The sequence below is a fragment of the Halocella sp. SP3-1 genome (genome assembly GCF_003953885.1).
In the GTDB taxonomy this organism is placed as follows: domain Bacteria; phylum Bacillota; class Halanaerobiia; order Halanaerobiales; family DTU029; genus Iocasia; species Iocasia fonsfrigidae.
Map to the genome: position 1 here is coordinate 552,679 of NZ_CP032760.1, position 22,609 is coordinate 575,287.

General features: G+C 34.1%; 22 protein-coding genes and 1 riboswitch. Of the genes, 3 read left to right on the plus strand and 19 right to left on the minus strand.

The genetic code is table 11. The features are described 5' to 3' along the window. Positions 1 to 17: 17 nt before the first annotated feature. From gcvPB to D7D81_RS02640, 5 genes are all read right to left on the minus strand, one after another. Positions 18 to 1,454: an aminomethyl-transferring glycine dehydrogenase subunit GcvPB gene (gene gcvPB, locus D7D81_RS02620; RefSeq protein ID WP_125987057.1), complete on the minus strand. Its 1,437-nt coding sequence runs from the start codon at positions 1,452 to 1,454 to the stop codon at positions 18 to 20. Next, positions 1,447 to 2,793 (minus strand): aminomethyl-transferring glycine dehydrogenase subunit GcvPA, encoded by a 1,347-nt coding sequence (gene gcvPA, locus D7D81_RS02625; RefSeq protein ID WP_125987059.1) that lies wholly within the window; start codon positions 2,791 to 2,793, stop codon positions 1,447 to 1,449. Before gcvPA ends, gcvPB begins: the two co-directional genes overlap by 8 nt. Beyond that, positions 2,794 to 3,180: a glycine cleavage system protein GcvH gene (gcvH, locus tag D7D81_RS02630; protein ID WP_125987061.1), complete on the minus strand. Its 387-nt coding sequence runs from the start codon at positions 3,178 to 3,180 to the stop codon at positions 2,794 to 2,796. 14 nt (positions 3,181 to 3,194) lie between these two features. Further along, positions 3,195 to 4,265 carry a glycine cleavage system aminomethyltransferase GcvT gene (gcvT, locus tag D7D81_RS02635; RefSeq protein WP_125987063.1) on the minus strand — a complete coding sequence of 357 codons (1,071 nt, stop codon included), beginning with the start codon at positions 4,263 to 4,265 and terminating at the stop codon, positions 3,195 to 3,197. A gap of 544 nt (positions 4,266 to 4,809) precedes the next feature. Continuing rightward, positions 4,810 to 4,900, minus strand: a riboswitch (glycine riboswitch). Positions 4,901 to 4,973: 73 nt separating this feature from the next. After that, on the minus strand, positions 4,974 to 6,026 hold the full coding sequence (locus D7D81_RS02640; RefSeq protein ID WP_125987065.1) for a YkvI family membrane protein: 1,053 nt from the start codon (positions 6,024 to 6,026) through the stop codon (positions 4,974 to 4,976). A gap of 112 nt (positions 6,027 to 6,138) precedes the next feature. Here D7D81_RS02640 and yyaC point away from each other — a divergent pair, with 112 nt between their 5' ends. Continuing rightward, the gene (yyaC, locus tag D7D81_RS02645) at positions 6,139 to 6,711 is read left to right on the plus strand and encodes a spore protease YyaC (RefSeq protein ID WP_125987067.1); all 573 of its coding nucleotides are present in this window, start codon (positions 6,139 to 6,141) and stop codon (positions 6,709 to 6,711) included. Positions 6,712 to 6,720: 9 nt separating this feature from the next. Here yyaC and D7D81_RS02650 read toward each other — a convergent pair whose 3' ends face one another. The 14 genes from D7D81_RS02650 to rnpA all read right to left on the minus strand — a co-directional run bounded on the left by D7D81_RS02650 (position 6,721) and on the right by rnpA (position 19,172). Further along, positions 6,721 to 7,143, minus strand: a complete 423-nt coding sequence (locus D7D81_RS02650) for a bactofilin family protein (RefSeq protein WP_125987069.1) — start codon at positions 7,141 to 7,143, stop codon at positions 6,721 to 6,723. Positions 7,144 to 7,146: 3 nt separating this feature from the next. Then, a complete protein-coding gene (locus D7D81_RS02655; protein ID WP_125987071.1) occupies positions 7,147 to 8,148 on the minus strand; it encodes a M23 family metallopeptidase in 1,002 nt (333 codons plus the stop codon). A gap of 203 nt (positions 8,149 to 8,351) precedes the next feature. Continuing rightward, positions 8,352 to 9,026: a DUF554 domain-containing protein gene (locus tag D7D81_RS02660; protein WP_125987073.1), complete on the minus strand. Its 675-nt coding sequence runs from the start codon at positions 9,024 to 9,026 to the stop codon at positions 8,352 to 8,354. 17 nt (positions 9,027 to 9,043) lie between these two features. Beyond that, positions 9,044 to 9,700 carry a potassium channel family protein gene (locus D7D81_RS02665; RefSeq protein ID WP_125987075.1) on the minus strand — a complete coding sequence of 219 codons (657 nt, stop codon included), beginning with the start codon at positions 9,698 to 9,700 and terminating at the stop codon, positions 9,044 to 9,046. A 1,024-nt stretch (positions 9,701 to 10,724) separates the two neighbouring features. Next, entirely contained in the window at positions 10,725 to 11,585 is an 861-nt protein-coding gene (locus D7D81_RS02670) for a ParB/RepB/Spo0J family partition protein (protein WP_125987077.1), read from the minus strand. Continuing rightward, positions 11,578 to 12,339 carry a ParA family protein gene (locus D7D81_RS02675; protein ID WP_125987079.1) on the minus strand — a complete coding sequence of 254 codons (762 nt, stop codon included), beginning with the start codon at positions 12,337 to 12,339 and terminating at the stop codon, positions 11,578 to 11,580. Before D7D81_RS02675 ends, D7D81_RS02670 begins: the two co-directional genes overlap by 8 nt. Before the next feature lie 13 nt (positions 12,340 to 12,352). Beyond that, complete coding sequence (gene noc, locus D7D81_RS02680; RefSeq protein ID WP_286170109.1) at positions 12,353 to 13,156, minus strand: nucleoid occlusion protein; 804 nt, start codon at positions 13,154 to 13,156, stop codon at positions 12,353 to 12,355. Between the two features lie 56 nt (positions 13,157 to 13,212). Continuing rightward, positions 13,213 to 13,938 carry a 16S rRNA (guanine(527)-N(7))-methyltransferase RsmG gene (gene rsmG, locus D7D81_RS02685; protein WP_125987081.1) on the minus strand — a complete coding sequence of 242 codons (726 nt, stop codon included), beginning with the start codon at positions 13,936 to 13,938 and terminating at the stop codon, positions 13,213 to 13,215. After that, positions 13,919 to 15,826 carry a tRNA uridine-5-carboxymethylaminomethyl(34) synthesis enzyme MnmG gene (mnmG, locus tag D7D81_RS02690; protein WP_125987083.1) on the minus strand — a complete coding sequence of 636 codons (1,908 nt, stop codon included), beginning with the start codon at positions 15,824 to 15,826 and terminating at the stop codon, positions 13,919 to 13,921. Before mnmG ends, rsmG begins: the two co-directional genes overlap by 20 nt. A gap of 28 nt (positions 15,827 to 15,854) precedes the next feature. Continuing rightward, positions 15,855 to 17,249, minus strand: coding sequence for a tRNA uridine-5-carboxymethylaminomethyl(34) synthesis GTPase MnmE (gene mnmE / locus D7D81_RS02695; protein ID WP_125987085.1), 1,395 nt, complete (start codon positions 17,247 to 17,249; stop codon positions 15,855 to 15,857). A gap of 69 nt (positions 17,250 to 17,318) precedes the next feature. Then, entirely contained in the window at positions 17,319 to 17,975 is a 657-nt protein-coding gene (gene jag, locus D7D81_RS02700) for an RNA-binding cell elongation regulator Jag/EloR (RefSeq protein WP_125987087.1), read from the minus strand. Next, on the minus strand, positions 17,975 to 18,601 hold the full coding sequence (locus D7D81_RS02705) for a YidC/Oxa1 family membrane protein insertase (protein WP_125987089.1): 627 nt from the start codon (positions 18,599 to 18,601) through the stop codon (positions 17,975 to 17,977). Before D7D81_RS02705 ends, jag begins: the two co-directional genes overlap by 1 nt. A gap of 11 nt (positions 18,602 to 18,612) precedes the next feature. After that, the gene (gene yidD / locus D7D81_RS02710; RefSeq protein ID WP_125987091.1) at positions 18,613 to 18,822 is read right to left on the minus strand and encodes a membrane protein insertion efficiency factor YidD; all 210 of its coding nucleotides are present in this window, start codon (positions 18,820 to 18,822) and stop codon (positions 18,613 to 18,615) included. 20 nt (positions 18,823 to 18,842) lie between these two features. Continuing rightward, positions 18,843 to 19,172 (minus strand): ribonuclease P protein component, encoded by a 330-nt coding sequence (gene rnpA / locus D7D81_RS02715; protein ID WP_125987093.1) that lies wholly within the window; start codon positions 19,170 to 19,172, stop codon positions 18,843 to 18,845. A gap of 595 nt (positions 19,173 to 19,767) precedes the next feature. Here rnpA and dnaA point away from each other — a divergent pair. Both dnaA and dnaN read left to right on the plus strand, forming a co-directional pair. Next, the gene (gene dnaA, locus D7D81_RS02720; protein WP_125987095.1) at positions 19,768 to 21,186 is read left to right on the plus strand and encodes a chromosomal replication initiator protein DnaA; all 1,419 of its coding nucleotides are present in this window, start codon (positions 19,768 to 19,770) and stop codon (positions 21,184 to 21,186) included. Between the two features lie 287 nt (positions 21,187 to 21,473). Further along, positions 21,474 to 22,589, plus strand: coding sequence for a DNA polymerase III subunit beta (gene dnaN, locus D7D81_RS02725; RefSeq protein ID WP_125987097.1), 1,116 nt, complete (start codon positions 21,474 to 21,476; stop codon positions 22,587 to 22,589). Positions 22,590 to 22,609 lie beyond the last annotated feature (20 nt).

Below are 22,609 nucleotides of genomic sequence, written 5' to 3' on the forward strand. Positions count from 1 at the left end.
GCCTCAATGGCCTGATACTACCACCTTAAATCAGGTTTTCTGGCAGCCTTAACCTCATCCAGTTTTTTTATTGTTGTATTATGGGGAGCATTTTTAACTATTTCGATATTATTTTCTATTTCCCGGGAAATATTTATCATTGTTGCAATGAATTTGTTGAGAGTTGTGATATTTTCCGTTTCTGTTGGTTCGATCATTAAGGCCTCTTTAACCACCAGTGGAAAATAAATAGTTGGGGCATACTGCCCATAGTCTAATAACCTTTTGGCAATATTTAAAGTAGTAGCGCCTTTTTCCTTCTGTTTACTGGCTGATAAAACAAATTCATGTAAGCTATCTTCTTCATAGGGTAGGTAGTAAACATCTTTTAGTTTGGCTTTCATATAATTGGCATTTAAAACAGCATTCTCGGTAACTTTTCTTAAACCATCGGCACCAAGTGCCTTAATATAGGCATAAGCCCTTAAGATAACACTATAGTTACCATAAAAACTATGAACCCTACCAATGGAATGAGGTCTATGGTATTCCCATTTAAAAAAATTCCCTTCTTTTATCAGTACTGGTTTTGGTAAATATGAGGTAAGGAATTTTTTGACCCCAACAGGTCCTGAACCTGGTCCACCTCCACCATGTGGTGTAGAAAATGTCTTATGTAGATTAAAATGCATAAGGTCAAAATCCATATCTCCAGGTCTAACATAACCCATAATGGCATTCATATTGGCTCCATCATAGTATAATAAACCACCAACACCATGAACTATCTCAGCCACTTCAAGGATTTCCCTTTCAAAGATACCCAGGGTATTGGGATTAGTTAACATCAAGGCAGCTGTATCCTCATCGACCAGACCCCTCAATTTATCTAAATCAATCATACCTCTTTCATTAGACTTTAATTCGACTACTTCAAACCCTGCCATAGCTGCACTGGCTGGATTAGTCCCATGTGCTGAATCCGGGACAACTATCTTTTTCCTCTCTTCCCCTTTATCTTTGAAATACCGCTTGATAATCATTAAAGCTGTTAGTTCTCCATGAGCACCTGATGCAGGCTGTAGGGTAACCTCATCCATTCCACTTATTTCAGCTAGATTATTTTTAAGTTCATAGAGAATTTTTAATGAACCCTGGAGGTCTTTATCTTCCTGGTAAGGATGCAAATTACTCAGGCCCTCAATTCGGGCAATATCTTCGTTGATTTTAGGGTTGTATTTCATAGTACAGGAACCTAAGGGATAAATCCCTGAATCAACCCCATAATTTTTTTGTGACAAACTGGTAAAATGCCTGGCCACATCAACTTCACTAAGCTCTGGAAGATCCAATTGCTGACGGATAAATTTCGGGTTTAATTCCCCCTCTAAATTTATATCTGGCACATCTAAAGGCGGTAAAGAATATCCCTTTCTACCTGGACTACTATATTCCTTTATTAGTGGTTCACTCACCTGAAATCGCCTCCAGTACTGTTAGATATTTATCCAATTCTCCCCTATTTCTTTTTTCCGTAACACAAACTAAAAGGCCTTCTTTTTTATAGTCAAATCTACTAATATCTACCCCAGCTATGACACCTCTTTTTGACATTTCTTTTTTAACTTTATCTATACTATAATCAGTTTCTAGTAAAAATTCATGGAAATAATCACTCTTATTCACTACTTTAAAACCAGGTATTTTATTTATTCTGTTAGCCAGGTAATGGGCTTTTTTACAGCATTGTTCGGCAACCTCTCTTAATCCCTGCCTACCCATTATTGACATATATATTGCAGCAGACAGGGCATTAAGTGCTTCATTGGTACAGATGTTAGAAGTAGCCTTTTCCCGTCTAATATGTTGTTCCCTGGTCTGCATGGTAAGTACAAAACCCCTCTTGCCTGATTCATCAGTCGTTGCTCCAACAACTCTTCCCGGCATCTGTCTGAGGTATCTCTTTTTCACAGCCATAAAACCAAGATATGGCCCACCATAATTAAGAGGACTACCCAAGACCTGGCCTTCACCAATAACTATATCAGCCCCAAAATCTCCCGGGGGTCTTAAAAGGCCTAATGCCAGGGGATTAACAACCATTAATAATAAAACATTTTTATATGGTGAAATAATATTCTCAATCCTGTTCATATCTTCAATAGAACCAAAAAAGTTAGGGTATTGAACAACCACAGCTGCAGTTTCCTGATCAATTGTTTTTTCTAATTCTAATAGGTCTGTTACTGTGTTATTTAATTGTAACTGAATAAACTCTAAGCCCTGCTGTCTACCATATGTCCTAGCTACCTCACGATAAGCTGGATGGAGGGACTGAGAGATTAATATTTTCTTTTTTCTGCTTATCCTGGAGGCCATTAAAACCGCTTCCCCAAGAGCAGAACCACCATCCAGTAAAGAGGCATTGGCTAAATCCATAGCTGTTAAATCTGATATCATACTTTGATATTCATAGACAGCCTGTAGTGTCCCCTGGCTTAATTCTGCTTGGTATGGGGTATATGCTGTATAAAACTCTGATCTTAAGATGAGATGATCTACTATAGCAGGGATATAATGGTCATAAGCACCAGCCCCTAGGAAGGATATTACCTCTCCCAGAGACAAATTTTTTTGGGCTATCTCTTTTAAATCATGAACCAACTCCATTTCAGATATTCCAGCAGGTATACCCAGTGGGCTGTCTAGTTTTACTTTACGAGGAATCCCTGAAAATAGTTCTGTTATTTTTTGAACACCAATAGCAGCCAACATCTCTTCCTTTTCTTGGGGGGTATTTGCTATATAATCCACCTATTTACCCTCCTCTAGATAATGTGCATAGGCCTCATCATCCATTAATGATTCAAGTTCATCTAAATTGCTAATTTCTATTTCAACTAACCAGCCACTTTCAAAGGGCTCATCATTTACCAATTCTGGCTGTTCAAGGATATCTTGATTAATAGCTATTACCTTTCCTCCTACTGGTAGGTAAACATCTGATACAGCTTTAACTGATTCAATGACTGCAAAAGAATCAAACTGTTCAAAATCATCACCAATCTCTGGTAATTCTACAAATACTATATCTCCCATTTCCTTCTGGGCATGTTCTGTCACCCCAATAGTCCCTTTTTTTCCTTCCACAAATATCCATTCATGATTTTCTGTGTAATACAGGTCTTTTGGTAACAACATTTAAAAATTCCTCCTTATAAAAATGGTTTCTCAACAACTAAAGCCTTAACTGGTTTTTCTCGAATAATTATATCTAGTTCACTACCTGTCCCGGCAACATCCTTTTCCAGATAAGCCAGACCAATATTCTCTTTAAGACTTGGTGAATAACTGCCACTTGTCACTATCCCTACCTCTTTTTTGTCTCTGCTAACTTTATAGCCCTTCCGCGGAATACCCCTGTCTATTACTTTAAAGCCCCTCAGTACCCTATTATATCCCTGTCTGCTCTCTAATAAAGCATCTTTACCAATAAAATCTCTTTTATTTAATTTAACTGTCCATGATAAACCTGCCTGCCAGGGATTTACCCCTTCACTTAATTCATTACCATATAAGCAAAATCCCTTTTCCAATCTTAAGGTATCCCTTGCTCCTAAACCTATAGGTTTTATACCATAACCCAACCCAGCATCAATTATTTCATGCCAGATCTCTTCAAGTTTAGCAGGAGATAAATATATCTCAAAACCAATCTCACCTGTATAGCCTGTTCTAGATAATAGTACATCTTCACCAGCCAATTTCCCTCTACTAAATCTGTAATATTTCATATCAGCCAGCTTAATATCTGTCAGTTTATTTAATACTTTTTCTGATTCTGGCCCCTGTAAAGCAAGCTGACCAAAGTCTGAAGAAAGGTCTTTTACGGTAATTTCCCCATTGACATGATCTTTAATCCATTGGTAGTCTTTTTCAATATTAGAGGCATTAACTACCAGTAAGAATTCATTTTCTCCTAAGCGGTAAACCAATAAATCGTCCAGTACACCACCATGATGATTGCAAAGTGGTGTATATACAACTTGCCCAACAGCTATCTGGCTAATATCATTTGTTATCAAGTAATTAAGGTTTTTTAAGGCATCACCCCCTGAAAAATATATTTCTCCCATATGGGATACATCAAACAGTCCACATTGCTTTCGTACTGTCTGATGCTCCTCTATTATGCTAGTATACTGTACTGGCATCTCCCAACCACCAAAATCTATTAAGCGAGCCCCCAGTTCCTTATGCACATTAAATAATGGTGTTCTCTTCATCTAACCCCTCCCTAGTTTTTATCTTTTCGTTTGAACAAAATGTATTCGCCAGCCTGATACTACCGTAATAATTTTCATTCTACCGCTTGTCGTTCACTCCGGCATCCATGCCTCCGCTCTCTGTCACAACTTTTTGTTCCGGCGTCCTGCCTCCACAAAAAGTTAGAGTCGCTATAGAATAAAAATTATTACTAGGCTAGCTTAATACAGACAGATATATTTGTTGTACGACTCTAGAAATTGACTGGAGGTAGGAACTTGGCCTCGATGGCCTGATACTAACTCGACCATGCGCAATAATAAAGAAGAGTTAGTGAACAGGAAGACAATTTCTCGACAGTAAGCGTAAGCAGGACGCTGTAGCGCAACATTAATTTTCTTGTACGCTCTGTTTAAATACGGAGTACCCGTGGTGCACGACAAGGTAAGTAAATATATTGGTCGGTCTTTAAAGTTATCCACAATCTCAAAAACACATACTATATTAAAAAGAGGGAAACCAGTAAAATTACTGATTCCCCTCTGTCCAGTCAGTTCAGAGACCCGTCCTTTCAGAATTCTTCTGCCTGAGAGTTTTAGTGGTTCCACCTTATCTCCTTCGGCGCCTTAAAAAAGGTCTCTCTCCTGAAATTCATCCGGAACAATATTATATTATAAACTTAATATATATTTATATTCTTACTTTAAAGATAATCTCCTTCTTACTTTTTATATTTTTTTTATATTTTTGACCTTAAATAAAAGAATTATATAATAGAGAATTATAAATAGGGATAAATATCCAAAAATTGGATACAAACATCCCACTAGATTTCCAAATCCAGACCAAGCAAAAGGAATAATAATAAATAAGGTAATAAAAAGCCCTGTTTCATAGCTTATTGATAAAAGGGAAGTAATACGTCTATTAAAGGCATATAGATTTGCAATACCAGTGCTTATCATTGCAAAATATAGTGCTACTATATAAGCCAAATACATCTTATTGCTGACTCTGCCAGCAATAAAAAACATAGGTATCTCTTCTTGAGGTACTGTTTTAAAAGCCGTTAATAGGGCAGCAAATAGAATTATACAAAGAAAAAATAAAATACCTCCACCAGTGATACCCCCTAATATAATTAACTTATCATCCTTCTTTGCTACTATTCCTGTCATTACTGCAACTGCCATTACTGTATTATATGCTCCATAGATTAAACCATCAATAATTGGCTGCCAGCCCTTTATCTTCAAAGGCAAAAAACCATCAAAAACATCTATTTGTTGAGTTCTAAAAAAAGATGTAATTGTTAAAATTGTTATTATAGTTAGTCCTGGTATCAATATATTATTTACAGTAAATATCCCCTCTGTTTTAAGATAAAGGGTTAGATAAACAAAAGTAATACTAATAAACAAACCAAAATAATAAGACAAACCCAAAAAATCTTTAAAAACAGTACCTCCCCCTGCTATCATTACAGAGACACTACCTACTAAAAAACAGCTATATATTATATCAAATACCACTGCTATTAATGGCGGTAAAAAACCATAAAAAAAATCTTGATAACTTTTTGCTCCAATTTTTTTCCCTAAAACAAAAAACCTAGGCACCAGTCCTGTAAAAAATACTCCAGCTAAACCAATACCATAAAGACCATGTATTCTATGGCAGGCAAAAAACTTCCATATTTCCTGTCCTGAAGAAAAACCTGCACCTACAACTGCCCCTACATAAATAAAGGCTATTCTAATAATCGTAGTAATTTTCTTCATTTCTACCCCCTGCCTCTTCCCTCTTCTATATCTATGCTATTTAAGAGGTATAAATTAATGAATTATTACACATATTAATTCATATATATAGGAATATAAGGGGGATAGAAGTATGTTTTTTGAAAAAAAACGTGTTCACATAGATGATAATAATTCTGATGTTTTATTAAAATCAATTATTTATAATCAGGCCGTTAAACAAAATTATACTATTGATAAGGAGCTAATTATCCTTTGTATTGGAACTGACCGTTCTACAGGTGATTCCCTGGGGCCATTAACCGGTACATTATTAAAAAAATTGCCTTTTTTTAATGCTAATATTATAGGTACTGTTCACAATCCAGTTCATGCCAGTAATTTAAAAGAAATCATTGAGCTAATAAATACTAAATATAATAATCCCTTTATCATTGCTATAGATGCCGGTCTTGGTAAACAGAGTAGTGTAGGATTTATAGATGTAAAAAAAGGCCCCTTACAACCAGGGACCGGTGTTAATAAAAAACTTCCTGAAATAGGTGATATGCACATAACAGGCCTTGTCAATATTGGCGGTTATATGGAATACCTCGTATTACAGAGCACCCGATTAAGCATCGTTTTAAAGATGGCAGAAACTATTAGCTCTGCCCTGGAAATGGCAGTAAATACCTTCCATAAAGAAATGAGTGCAATTGATTAGATTTGTTTATTATTTTTTGACAGCTGCAGCTTCTTTTTTAGCCTTGTTTACAGGATCAGCAGACTTCTTAAATCCTTCATCAAGTGGTTTACTTGCTCCCTGAAAAAGGGCTCCTTCTTCAATCTTAAGTGTTTTAGTCTGTAAGTCACCAATAATTTTACCACTCGGCAGTATCTCAACCTTTTGTGAAGCATTTATATTTCCTTCTATTTTTCCTGCCACTACTACTTTACGGGCCTTTACTTCTGTTATTAATTTACCATTTTCCCCAACAAAAACATCCCCATCTGCTTTAATATTACCTTTAACTTCACCCTCAATCCTTAAAGAACCTTTTGTATGGATATCTCCTTCTATAATTGTTCCTGTACCCAGTATAGTTTCGACTTTTCCCTTGGCTTCTTCAATTTTTTTATCTTTACTCCCTAACATAAGCTACCTCCCAATATAATTTTCTGGATTTTGTGGAATATTATTTTTTCTTACTTCATAATGAAGGTGTGGCCCACTACTTTTCCCAGAGTTTCCACTCAAGGCTATAATATCTCCACGTGAAACCTTCTGTCCTCTTTTTACTTTAAATTTATTAAGATGGGCATACCTTGTTTCAAAACCAAAACCATGCTGTATAATCACCATTAAACCATAACCACCTTTTCTCCCCACAAATTTTACTACACCATTTGCTGTAGCCAAAACCGGAGTATTATACCAGGTAGCAATATCAAGCCCTTCATGTATCTGCTGTTTTCCTGAAAAAGGATCAGAGCGCCAGCCGAACCTTGAGGATATATAGGCATCTCCTTTATCAGCTATAGGCCAGATTTTAGGTGTTGCAGCTTGCAGGTCATTATACTCTTTAACTGACATTTCTAAATTATTTAGATCTTCTTCATGGGTAGGCAATTCTTTTTTTAAGGTGTTTATATTTCTTTTAGCCCTGGCAATAATCTCATCAGGAGCCTGATAATATAGATGTATATTACCACCACCTACTGGCAAACCCTGCTGTAAAACACTTTGGTTATAGGAAAGAAAAGTCTGAAGTTTTAAATCCTGTTGATCACTAGCAGCCTGTGTACCTCTATCTATATTAATCATTTCTTTAATTTCTTCATTATATTCTTTTAATCTGGAGAGATTTTCTTTTAGTTCTTCTGTATCTTGAGTTAAAACAAATAATTCATTTTTGAGTTTTTCATTTTCAGCCCTAACTCCCTTTAATTGAACTAATCTATCTGATACTGAAAAAAAACCGGACTGATAATGTTTATAAAGAAAGGATAAGGTAGTAATACTCCCTAGTACTATTATTATTATCAATATTGGAGTAATACGCCTCATTTTAAACATTTTAATTTTCTTTTTGGGAGATGGTATAATTGTAATATCTACTTTTTCAAACAAATAAGAAATAAGTTTTTTTCTTAACTTCATGCAGTTTCCCTCCTAATATTAAAAGAAAAAATAATTGTGAGTGTAATAATTATGAGTGTATTATATATATTTCTCCTTTAATGTAAAAATTCCTTTAGGTATAAGGTCATAAAATGCTACTTTTTTACTACTTTTTTTTGTAATTCTTTTCTTGTGATATATATATTTGCCATTTAAAAAATAGTACAAGTTATAATAAATATTTATATAACTGCTACTCCAATAATTGCTATCACTAGGGCTGGTAGCAAATTAGCAACTTTAATTTTACTTACACCCATAATATTTAAACCAATAGCCATAATTAATAACCCACCTGTGGCAGTCATTTCATTAACCATAGGGTCAGTAAGATATTGTTCAACAAAAGATGCTAATAGAGTCAATCCCCCCTGATACAATAAAACTGGTATTGATGAAAACAAAACACCTATCCCAAAGGTAGCTGAAAAAGCAACAGATGCAACACCATCAAGTAGAGATTTATTAATTAAAATACTAGGGTCATTATTTAGTCCATCCTGGATTGCCCCCATTATAGCCATCGAACCTACACAAAAAACCAGACTTGCCTGAACAAAACCCTGCACAAACAGGTCATTTTCCTGCTGAAAGCTGCTTTTAAGCATCTTTCCTACTCTCTCTAAGTTCTTTTCAATATCTATTGACTCACCAATCACTCCACCAATAACCAGACTAAAAATAACAATTAATATATTTTCGGTAAGCAGAGCCATCTGTAAACCAATTAAGATAACCGCCAAACTCAATCCCTGCATCACTGTATTTTGAATTTTTTTAGGAAAACTATCCTTAAATAAGATTCCAGTAATTCCCCCTATAATAATTGCCACAAAATTTATAACTGATCCTAACATAAACTATTACCTCTATTCTATTTGTTAAATATCTTTACTAATTCCCCGCTCAGTTCTTTTTTTGTTAGAACTAAGATTAGATCATTACCCATAATTTTCGTATTTCCTCGGGGGACTATAGTATTATCACCACGAAGTATTGTAACCAATACTGATTCCAAAGGCAATTCAATATCTTTCACTTTTTGACCTACAATACTAGAATTTTCCCTTACTAACACCCTGGTTAAACGCAGTTGATCCTGGTCTTTTTTTAAAAGAACATTAAGATCACTTAAAGTAACATCATATTCCACCAGTCCAGCTAAAATCGAAGCACTACTAACCGCTACATTAACACCCAGCCAGTTGAATAGTTTTTCATTACCAGGAGTGTTTACAGTAGTAAAGGTCCTTGGAATATTATACTGACGTTCTGCTAATTGACAAATCACCAAATTATCTTGGTCATCCTCCGTTACTGCCAGAAGAATATCACACTCCTCAATTCCTGCTTTCTCTAAAACATCCTGTTCAGAACCATCACCACAAATAACCTCAATATCATATTTTTCCTCAATTTTAACAGCCTTATCATAATCTTGTTCTATTAAAACAACCTTATAATCTTTATTAGAAAATTCCTTAATAAGATACCTGCCAACTTTCCCTCCACCAACAATTAATATAAACATTTTTTACACCTCTATATAGCTTGTTATAATATAATACTAATACCTCTGTTTCACGTGAAACAGCTATATCAAGTATTATATTTTTTCTGTTTAACCTAGAACAAAATGGCTACGCCATCCAGACTTAATCAATAATTATTAGTATTTTTCTTAGAACCACTTTTCACTCAAAGTTAACTACTCATCATAATAAACCAGACCAATATATTTACTGGACGACTCTAAAATTGTCTGGAGGCATGGAACTTGGCCTCGATGGCCTGATACTGACTCGACCATGCGTTATAAAAAGAAGAGTCAGTGAGCCGGAAGACAATTTCTCGACAGTAAACGAAGGCAGGACGCCATAGTGCAACCTCAAACTGTTCTTGTGCGCTCTGCTTAAATACGGAGTACCTGTGGTGCACTACAAGGCAAGTAAATATATTGGTCGGTCTTTAAAGTTATCCATAATCCCGAAAAAACATATTTTCCTATACCTAACAAAATAGCTTCGCCATCCAGACTTAATCAATAAATAAAAATTTCTTAAAATGGGGCAATACAGACACTACACATCTAAACAGAACACTCAAGAAAGTTAACTTTGCAGCACGAACACAGCCATGAATCGGACCTGGATAAGTGAGTTTTAACGTCTCAATAGTTTAATTACTGACCTCAACCTTGCATATATAATTCAAAAACATGTGCCCTAACTTGATACAGTAGTATGACTCATTCTTTGAGTGTTTGAAAAAAAGGAGGCAGTGCGACACAAGTCGATTCGTTAGTACTGGCTCCTTCCTTGCGTGTTTAATAAAGGAGGCAGTGCGACACAAGTCGATTCGTTAGTACTGGCTCCTTCCTTGCGTGTTTAGATATAAGAGGCAGTGCAAAATAGCCAGTAATCGTCTGACACTAAATTCGTTCTGGTTTTTTTTATCCCAATATAAAATAACGTGAATGCTGAATCAGTGCATACTTGATGTATAATATTGGGAGTGCTGGGTTAATACAATAATTAATTATGCAAAGCATTTACTTATATTTTATTAATTAATTTTATGATATCTGTATAATTATCACATTCAATAGTTATTATCTTCTTATTATTTCTATTCTTAATTTTAACCTTTGTTCCTAAATAATTAGCTAATTTTTGTTGGGCTGTTCTCCACTCTGGCCCTAATTTTACTTTATTTGCATTTTTAACAGTCTCCTGTTTTTCTTTTTTATTATTCAATTGATAAATATATTTTTCTGTTTCACGTACAGAAAGTTTATTTTTGAGTACATAGTCTGCCGCCTTTATCTGTTGTTTTAAATCCTTTAATGATAATAATGCCCTGGCATGTCCCATGGATAGAGTTTCACGTGAAACATAGACCTGAATTTTTGGCGGCAGGTTTAATAATCTTACTGTATTAGCAATACTGGAGCGGCTTTTTCCTACCTTCTGGGCCACTTCTTCCTGAGTCATATTAAATTCATCTAACATGCGCTGATAGGCCTGAGCCTCTTCTAGAGGATTTAAATCCTCGCGCTGTAAATTTTCTATTAAGGCAGTTTCCATCATCTGTTGATCGTCATATTTGCGTATAATAGCAGGGATCTTTTTTAGGCCGATCAACTGGGATGCCCTCCATCTCCTTTCCCCAGTAACCAGTTGATAGCGCTCAGGTTTTATCTGTCTTATAGTAATAGGTTGTATTACACCATTTTCTTTAATTGAATTAGCTAATTCCTCCAGGTATTCATCCTCAAATTCCTGGCGGGGTTGATAGGGATTAGGCTCAATCTGGTCTATAAAAACCTCCTTAAATCTGCCCTGGCTATTTTCTTCTTCATAACCTGTATCAGTAATCAAAGCTCCTAATCCTTTTCCTAATCTACTTTTAGACATTACTGGTCACTTCCTTTGCTAATTCACGATAAGCAACTGCCCCTCTGGAACTCTTATCATACTCATTAATAGGTTTCCCGAAACTAGGTGCTTCACTTAACCGTACATTTCTCGGTATAATTGTATTATAAACCTTATCATTAAAATACTTTTTCACCTCATCAATCACCTGCTGAGAAAGGTTTGTCCTAGCGTCATACATAGTCAATAATACACCCTCAATCTCCAGCTCTGGATTTAAATTTTTCTGTACCAGCTCAACAGTATTCATTAATTGACCCAGTCCTTCCAGGGCATAGTATTCACACTGGATCGGTACCAATATTCCATCTGCAGCTGTTAAGGCATTTAATGTCAAAAGTCCCAGTGAAGGAGGACAGTCAAATAATATATAATCATAATCTTCATCTATCTGACTTGTTATTTTTTTTAAGCGACTTTCCCTTGAGATCATAGAAACCAGTTCGATTTCTGCCCCTGCCAGGTCTATATTTGCAGGCAGAACATAAAAACCCTCTATCTCTGTTGATAATATTCCATCACCAACTGCAATCTCATCTATCATTACATCATAAATGCTAATATCAAGTTTGCTTTTTTCGATTCCAATACCACTGGTGGCATTCCCCTGTGGGTCAACATCAATCAAGAGTACCTGCTGCCCCATTTCGGCCAGACAAGCAGCTAAATTAACAGCAGTAGTACTTTTCCCAACACCACCCTTTTGATTAACAATAGCTATCTTCTTGCCCAAGTAAATCACCCCTTTATTCTTTATTTTTAGGCAAACGAATGTTAAACTCTACATATTCTTCATCTTCACTTCTCTCTACCTTGACATCAAGACCAGCTGTTTTCATTTCCTTGATAGAGCCTTGTAAAGTGTTAATAAAAAGACGTAAGTCTTTATAAATTGTTACTGTATTGCCCTCTTTTTGTCCATTGATTATTCTATCTATCGCTTTTTCTGTTTCTTTAACGGTCATTTCCCTTTCCTTAATCATTTCTATTACTCTAAGTTGATCTTCTTTATTTTTTAATTTTAATAAAGCCCTGGTATGTCTTTCTGTCATAATAGACGGATCAATTTGCTGACATACATCTGTTGCCAGTGATAAAATACGAATCTTATTGGCAATAGTTGATTGGCTCTTTCCGATTTTTTCAGCTAATTGAACCTGTGTAAAATTAAATTTATCAAGTAATTGCTCATAAGCCCTGGCCTCTTCTAAAAAATTAAGGTCCTTACGCTGAAGATTTTCTACTAAGGCAATCTCAGCCATCTCTTTATCCTCAATCTCTTTTATAATTACTGGAACTTCAGTAATTCCAACGCTTTTACAAGCTCTAAGCCTTCTTTCGCCAGCAATTAGTTCATATTTATTGCCAGATTTACGAACTGTAAGTGGTTGAATTACACCATAACTTTTTATTGAATTGGCCAGCTCAATTATCTCTTCAGCATTAAATTCCTTACGAGGTTGAAAGGGATTAGGTGATATCATATCAATTGAAATATTATGTATCTGTTCTTTTATATTATCATCATTACGAAAAGAAAACTTCATCATTATTTACCTCCAGAAACTATATCTATAAATTTCTTCATAACTAAATTTTTTCCTGCCTAAAGCGGACGTTTTTTTGGAATACCTGCCTTGCGGGGATATTTAACTGGTGTTTTTTTTCGTTTTTCTATATCTATAATATATCTTTCTCCTGTTAAAGATGGTATCTTAATTTTTTTAACATTATTAATAATCCCACCTAGTGTCATCACTGCTCCTGCACCTTCTTCAATCTCCTGTTGACAATCAGGGCCTTTATAAAGCTGAACCTGTCCCTTTACCCTAGCAAAAGGTAGGGTATATTCAGCCAGTATATTTAAAGGAGCAACAGCCCTTGAAAAAACAAAGTCAAATCTCTCTCGATAAGAGGATTTATCAGCCAAGTCTTCTGCTCTGCCATGAATTACTTCCACATTATCGACTTGCAAATGTTCAATAAGCAATTGCAAAAACCTAACCTTTTTTTTGTTGGCATCAAGTAATACTAAAGAAATCTGCGGAAAAAATATCTTGATAACCATCCCTGGAAAACCTGGACCAGTTCCAACATCTATCACATAGTCTCCATTCCTAAAACTCCCTAACTGAAAAAAACCAAGGGAGTCCAGGAAGTGTTTATTAATTATCTCTTCATAATCTACTATAGCTGTTAAATTGTATTTTTTATTTTCTGATATTAATAAATTAGTATATACCCAAAGTCTATCTACTGGTATATTTGTAAATTCCAGCCCCATATCTGTTATACCTTTAGTCACTTTTTCTTTAAAAATACTTTTCTTCACTTTTTTTGCTCCTTTGTAACTGTTCCAGATAAATCATCAAGACTGATATATCTGCTGGTGATACCCCTGATATTCTGGAAGCCTGTCCAATAGACCTCGGTCTGATTTTATTAAGTTTTTCACGTGCTTCCAATCTCAGATTTTTAAGACTGTTATAATCAATATCTTCAGGAATATACTTCTTTTCCATCTTTTTGAACTGCTCAACCTGTAACATTTGTCTCTCAATATAGCCCTGATACTTAACTTGAATACTTACCTGTTCACTTACTTCAATTGGATAATCTAGATTTTTATCCGTAAAATACACTAAATCCCTAAAATTAATTTCAGGTCTGCGCAATATTTCTTCAAGACTAACAGGCTTAGCCAGATCACCACTCCCTAATTCTTTTAATTTTTTCCTAACATCCTCTGTAGGGTTAAGCTGTGTATTCTTTAAAATCCCTAATAATTCCTTAACCATCTCTCTTTTCTTAACAAAGAGTTTATACCTCTCTTCTGATATCAATCCCAACCTATATCCAATTGGGGTTAAACGCTGGTCAGCATTATCCTGTCTTAATAACAATCTATACTCTGCCCTTGAAGTCATAATCCTATAAGGCTCATTTGTCCCCTTGGTTACTAATTCATCTATTAGAACACCTATATAAGCCTGTGACCTATTTAAAATTAAAGGATCTTCACCCTTTAAACTCAATACAGAGTTTATACCTGCTATCAACCCCTGACCGGCAGCTTCTTCATATCCAGAAGTTCCATTTATTTGACCAGCAGCATAGAGTCCCCTTATCTTCTTTGTTTCCAGACTAAGTTTGAGTTCTGTTGGGTTAAGACAATCATATTCAATTGCATAAGCAGGTCTCATGATTTCTGCATTTTCCAAACCTGGTATAGTGCTAATTATCTCCAGCTGTACCTCCAATGGCAGACTGGTTGATAAACCAGCGACATAATATTCATCTGTAGAGAGTCCTTCTGGCTCTAAAAAGAGCTGATGCCTCTCCTTATCTGGAAAACGTATTACTTTATCCTCAATAGAAGGACAGTAACGAGGACCTACCCCTTCTATTGCACCACTAAAAAGGGGTGCCCTATGCTTGTTTTTTTTTATAATACGATGGGTTTCTGTTGTAGTATAGGTTAACCAGCAAGAAACCTGTTCCTTAATCTCAGGTTTACTATCAAAAGAAAATCTCAACCCTTCCTCACCCTTCTGTTCCTGCATTTTGGAAAAATCAAGGGTATTTTTATTAATTCTGGGAGGTGTACCAGTCTTAAACCTTCTTAATTCCAGGCCCTCCTTCTTAAGGGAATTTGATAATTTATTAGCAGGATACTGCTGATTAGGACCAGCATTAAAAGTTGCTTCACCGATAATAACCCTTCCTTTAAGAAAAGTACCCGTAGTAATAATAATCTTTTTTCCTGAATAGAAGATACCTGTTTTGGTTATTACCCCTTTTATCTCACCATTTTCTACAACAATCTGTTCAACTATACCCTGTTTTAAATCCAGATTATCCTGACGTTCCATGATTCTTTTCATCCTTAAATGGTATTCTTTCTTGTCAGCCTGACCACGTAATCCATGAACAGCTGGCCCTTTTCTGGTATTTAACATCCTGATCTGAATCATAGTTTCATCCATATTTTTGGCCATTTCTCCCCCCAGGGCATCTATTTCCCTGACAATATGTGATTTCCCGGGACCACCTAATGAGGGATTACAAGGCATAAAGGCAACATGATCCAGATTAACTGTTAAAGTAAGGACTTTAAAACCCATTCTAGCCGGAGCCAGTGAAGCCTCACAACCTGCATGACCAGCCCCAATTACTATTACATCATATTTCAGGGGATATCGATAAATTTCTTTACTCATATAAAAACCCTCCAATTTACTTAGTAAATTACTTACCTAGACAAAAGTCCTTAAATATCCTATCAATTATATCATCTGCCAGGGTTTCACCCGTAATATCACTCAATCCTATTAAACAATCCCTTAAATCTATTGTAAAAAAATCATAAGGTAGTTTTTCCTGATAGGTCTTTATTACCCGCTTAATAGCCTGGAGTGAATGTTCAAGGGCATTTTTATGTCTTGTTCTGGTTATAAATACTTCTTCATCACTCTTTAATTCTTCATCAAGCACTTCATCTATAATAGCCTCTTTTAATTCATTAAGTCCTTGATCTTCTTTTATAGAAATCTCAAGTAGGGGGTGACCAGTAAATTCCTTCCGTAGTTTAGAAAAATTAACTTTGGCTGGGAGATCAGTTTTATTGACAATAACTATTAATGGTTTTTCCTTAATTAACTGATAAATCATTAAATCAACCTCTGTTAATCCCTGACTAATATCAATCATCATCAAAATTAGATCTGCTTTTTTAAGGGTTTCTTCTGCTTTCTTAACCCCAATCTTCTCTACAAGATCCTCTGTCTTCCTGATACCAGCTGTATCAATTATCTTTAGAGGAATCCCCTTGATATTAATAAATTCTTCAATAATATCCCTGGTAGTCCCCGGAACATCAGTAACAATAGCCCTTTTTTCTTCAAGCAAGGTATTTAATAAACTAGATTTGCCTACATTTGGTTTACCAACAATAACTGTTTTTATTCCTTCACGATATATCTTTCCCTGTCTACTGGTTTCCAGTAGTTCCTTTATTCCATCCTTTATAGAATACAATTTATCTCCCAGTTCTTTTGATTTAAACCCTTCAACCTCATCTTCGGGGAAATCTATAGCTGCTTCCAGATAAGCCATAAGTTCTATTACTTTATCTTTCAATAATCCCACCTGTGATGATAATTTACCACCCAACTGGTTTAAAGCTACATCCAGTCCTTTCTCTGTTTTAGAATTAATTACTTCCATTATCCCTTCGGCCTGAGCAAGATCTATCCGTCCATTTAAAAAAGCCCTTTTGGAAAACTCCCCCGGTTCTGCTAATCTAGCACCATTTTGTAAAAGGATATCCAAAACCCTCTGTAAAGGAACCATACCACCATGACAATCTAACTCTACAACATCTTCTCCTGTAAATGAATGGGGACCTTTCATAATAATACAAATAACCTCATCAGCCTCTTTACCTGATTTAGAATCAACAATATATCCGTAATGTGCAGTATAACTTGCTGCCTCTCTTAAGTCCTTTTCTTTTTTTACTGATTTAAATAGAGATGCCGCTATTGTAATAGCTTCTGGACCACTCATTCTAATCTTACCAATACCTGCCGACCCAAAAGGTGTAGAAATAGCAGCAATCGTCTCTGTATTCAATAATGTCATTTTAACACCTCACTTAAACAAAGTAAAACCCAGCAGGATATCCTACTGGGCTTATTGTTAACAGTAATTTTAATTATTATCCTTCTTATTAGCTGTTTTTTCCTCAGCAACTATCATTACCCGCCGGTAGGGTTCTTTGCCCTCACTATAGGTATTAACCCGCTCATCTCCCCGTAAAGTCATATGAATAATCCTCCGTTCATGAGGAGGCATGGGTTCAAGCATTACCTTACGACCTGTTGATAATGCCTTACGGGCTAATTTATTGGCCAGTCTCTCCAGGGTACCCTTCCTTCTATCACGGTAACCATCAGCGTCTATTAAAACACGGTAATAGGATTCTATTGATTTATTAACAATTAAAGAAGTCAAATATTGTATCGCATCAAGGGTTTCACCCCTATGTCCTATAATAATACCCAGGTCTTTACTACTTATATTATATAATACCTGCTCATCATTTGTTTTATCTTCTAATACAGATATTTCAGCTTCAAAAGGCATTTTTTTAAAAATCTCATCTAAAAATTCTTTACCGACTTTAATGGGATTTACTTTAGGCTTTACTTCTACTACAGCATTTTTACTGCCTATAATGCCAAAGATCCCTTTAGAACCTTCATCTAATACTTTAACCTCAGCTTCATTTTTACTTATCTGTAATTTATCCAAAGCAAGGTTTAAGGCCTCATCGATAGTTTTACCTTCCTGCCTAATAACCTTCATTATTCTTTCACTACCTCCTTCTCATCAGGACTATTATAAATAATATATTGTTGTAGTGAGAGAAGTACAGTTTGAGTAAACCAGTAGATTAAAACACCCGCTGGCAACTTAAAACCAACAAAGATTATAAAAAGCGGCATAATATACATCATCGTAGTATTCTGAGATGAACTGGCTGTAAATTGCTGTGTCAGGTATGTTGAACCAAACATGGCTAAACCATTTAAAATAACCAGTGCTATATCAGGTTGAGCCAGGTTTTGTATCCATAAAAATGTTGTATTATCCATATCCAGACCATAAATTGATCTGTATAAAGGGAAGATTATGATCATAGTTACTATCATTGGTAAACAACCTGCCATTGGGTTTGCATTATTTTCTTTGTATAATTTAGCTAATTCTTCCTGTTGTTTTTGTTTATCATCCTTATATTTTTCCTGTATCTCCTTCATCTTAGGTTGTAAATCCTGCATCTGTTTCATTGATTTCGTTTGTTTAGCCTGTAAGGGATACATTAATAATCTTATTATTACTGTAAAAATAATAATCGATAAACCATAATTATTAACCAACCCATTTATAAAAAGTAAAGCCTCACTCATTATATCTGTTAACCAACCCATTTTAATTCCTCCTATTCTACAGGGTCATATCCACCTTTATTAAAGGGATGACACCTGACTATCCGCTTGATACTTAATAAACAACCCCTGAAAACACCATATTTTAATATCGCCTCTTTAGAATATGCAGAACATGTTGGATAAAAACGGCAGCTTTTAGGCAGTAAAGGAGATATTATCCTTTGATAAATATTTATTAACATAATTAAAATTTTTTTCATTATCATTATCTCCTTCTTTTTTAAGGCTTATCCCATATACCAGCTTTTTTATATAGTTTAATAACATCTCTTTCTAACCCTGAATATTGTAAATTAATAACCGGTTTACGGGCAATAAAAATAAGATCATAACCCTTTTTAACATTGGAATTTAATCTAGTAATTTCCTTTAATCTTCTCCTTAGTTTATTCCTAACAACAGCATTACCAATTTTTTTACTAATAGAATAGCCAATTCTATTATAATCTAATCTATTGGGATAATAATATAAGACAAGATTATATGTTGCAAAAGATTTTCCCCTGGAATAAACCCTGCTAAAATCTTTATTTTTTTTCAAGCTCTCCACAAATAAGAAAAACCCCCCAACAGATTATATTTATAACTATTTTTACCAGAAAACCTAACATTAATGTATTATTATAGCTATAATTACACAGTTTATTATATGTTATTTAACAAATTGAGTCAAGGATCATTTATATTCACAGGGGATCTAATATAATTTTAAACTGTTGATAATCAAATAGATATCTGTTATTATATTATTAACATGCTGTTAATTATTCAGATGATTTTCAAGCATACATATATACCTTTTTATTTGATTAACAACTTAATAATTTATATTATCCACAGATTGTTAGTTTTATCACCACTCTTTAATACTGTAATTATTCCCTTTTTAACTATAAGTTATCCACAAAACAAGTGTTTTTATCCACATTTTGTTGATAACAATTCCAAAAAGGTGGTTGTCTGTGGATAATTTTATCATTTATCCACATTTTATTAAATTAATTAAGCCATATTAATTTATTTAGGGCTAATTTAATTACCTTATTCCTGTGGATAAAGCAAATACTTATCCACAAAATTGTTAATAACTATTTAAAATTATTCTTTTTTACTATATAATTATATATATTTCAGGGGGTTTTTTTATGTCTTTTTCACAAGAAGAGTTAGAACACATCTGGCAGGAGACTCTTAATAAAATAAAAGAGAAATTAAGCAATCCTAGTTTTAATACCTGGTTTTCTGATACTAAACCAGTCCACCTGACAGAAAATAATCATCTATTAATTAAAGTACCTAATAATTTTATTAAAGATTGGCTTGAACAACGTTATCTTGCCTTAATTGGAGAAATTATTTTTAGCTTAACGAAAAACAAATGTACAATTAAATTCTTGACACCTGAAGAATTGGAGAAAGAAATGAATAAAATTAATTCACAAACAAATTCTGAATCTAAAACAGATTATAAAAATAGAGATGCTAATAACAATAAAAACAAAACACCTGATATTAAAAATAATAATACTGATTTTGCTGGTTTAAATCCCAAATATACTTTCGATACATTTGTAGTAGGTAATAGTAACCGCTTTGCCCATGCTGCTTCTTTAGCTGTTGCTGAAGCCCCTGCTAAAGCTTATAACCCCTTATTTATATATGGTGATGTTGGTCTTGGAAAAACACATTTAATGCAGGCAATTGCCCATTTCATCCTGGACCATACACCAGAAAGTAAAGTAATGTATGTTTCCTCTGAAACCTTTACTAATGAATTAATTAACGCTATTAAAGATGATAGAACCAGGGAAGTCCGTGAAAAATATAGAAATATTGATATATTATTGGTTGATGATATACAGTTTTTAGCAGGTAAAGAAAGAACTCAAGAGGAATTCTTCCATACCTTTAATGCCTTACATGAATCAAATAGACAATTAATTATTTCAAGTGACCGTCCTCCAAAGGAAATACCTACACTTGAAGATAGACTGCGTTCCAGGTTTGAATGGGGCTTAATAACAGATATGCAAAAACCCGACCTGGAGACCAGAATCGCAATTCTAAGAAAAAAAGCAGATCTTGTAGAACTATCTGTTCCTAATGAAGTAATTATCTATATAGCTAATCAAATTCAGTCTAACATTAGAGAACTTGAAGGGGCACTTATTAAAGTAATTGCTTATTCATCACTGGTAGACAAAGAAATAGATACTGATCTGGCCCAGGAAGCTTTAAAGGATCTGATTGCCAAGAAAAATGAATCCTTTAAAGTAATAGATATTGATTTGATTAAAAAAATAGTTGTAGATTATTATAACCTAAAAATGGATGATATGAATTCCAAAAAGAGAACACAGAATATTGCTTTTCCACGTCAGATTGCTATGTACCTTGCCAGAGAATTAACAGATCTCTCTTTACCACAGATAGGTGAAGAGTTTGGTGGGAGGGATCACACAACCGTTTTACACGCACATAACAAAGTAGATAAAAAATATAAGGATGAAATTGATTTTAAAACAACTATTGATAAACTTATAGAAAGGATAAAAAATAATTAACGATCCTGTTAATATATCTCTGTACAAGATGTGTAAGATCTGTGTATAAAGATTTCTAGATTTTTTTTCTGTTTTTATGTGGAAAACAATCTACCTACTATTAACAATCTCTATACAGCTTTGTTTGTTAATATAACAATATTAAAGTCGGTTTTCAACATATCTACAGGTACTACTACTAGTACTACTAATTTTTATATAATATATTTATTATTATTGGACAAACAAACTTATCCACATTTTTTATAAATTTTTTTTGAAATTCAAATATTCAGGGGGTTTTTTTTATGTTATTTAACATTTTTCAAAAAGATTTTTATAACGGTATTCAGATAGTAGAAAAAGCAGTTTCATCCAAAAGTACAATGACTATCTTAACAGGTATTTATATTGAAGCTATTCTGGATAAAGGTATTCATTTGATAGCCAATAATTTAGAAATAGGTATAGAATATTGGCTTGATGCGGAAATAAAAGAAGAAGGGGCCATTGTTTTACCTGCAGTACAATTAACTAATATTATTAGAGAATTACCAGCAGCTGATGTATTATTTAAAGCAGATATGGAACATTTTAATGTCAACATAAATTGCTTGAATTCTGAATTCAACATAAAAGGATTTGAAGCAGATGAATTCCCACAATTACCTGAAATTAAAGGTTCTTATAGTTTAAAGATTCCTTCTTTAAACTATAAAGAAATGATCGATGAAGTTAAATTTGCTACTTCCAATGACCAGACACAACCAGCTTTAACAGGTGGATTAATGTCTATCAACGACAATAGTATAAATTTAGTAACCACAAACACCTATCGTCTTGCTTTTAGCAAAATAAATAATACTTCATCAATTGACCAGAATATTAATGTAATATTACCAGGTAACACCTTAAATGAATTATCTCACCTTATTGATAATGATAATAATGAAGACTTAACAATGCTTATCAGTGAAAATTATATAAGATTCAACTTTAATGATATTGTGTTTATTTCTAGACTTATAGAAGGTAAATTTCCTAATTATCAACAAGTTTTACCTGATAGTAGTAATACCAAGGTTAAAATCGACAGGACCGAATTTTCAAAAGCAGTGAAAAGGGTTTCTCTAATAGCACGTCATGACACTAATGTAGTTACTTTAATTATCAATCAAAACTGGATGGATATTAAATCAAACAAATCAGATATAGGAAATGCTCATGAGACTATTGAAATAGAACTGGAAGGTGATACACAAAAAATAGATGTTGATGCTAATTATTTAATGGATGTACTTAAAGTATTAAAAGAAGATACTATAGTAATAGAATTAATCGGTTCATTAAATCCTCTAACAATAAAAAAGCAAATAAATGGGGATTATATTTATCTGATAATGCCGGTCAGACCTGGTGCATAAATTATCTAAGGGGGATAATA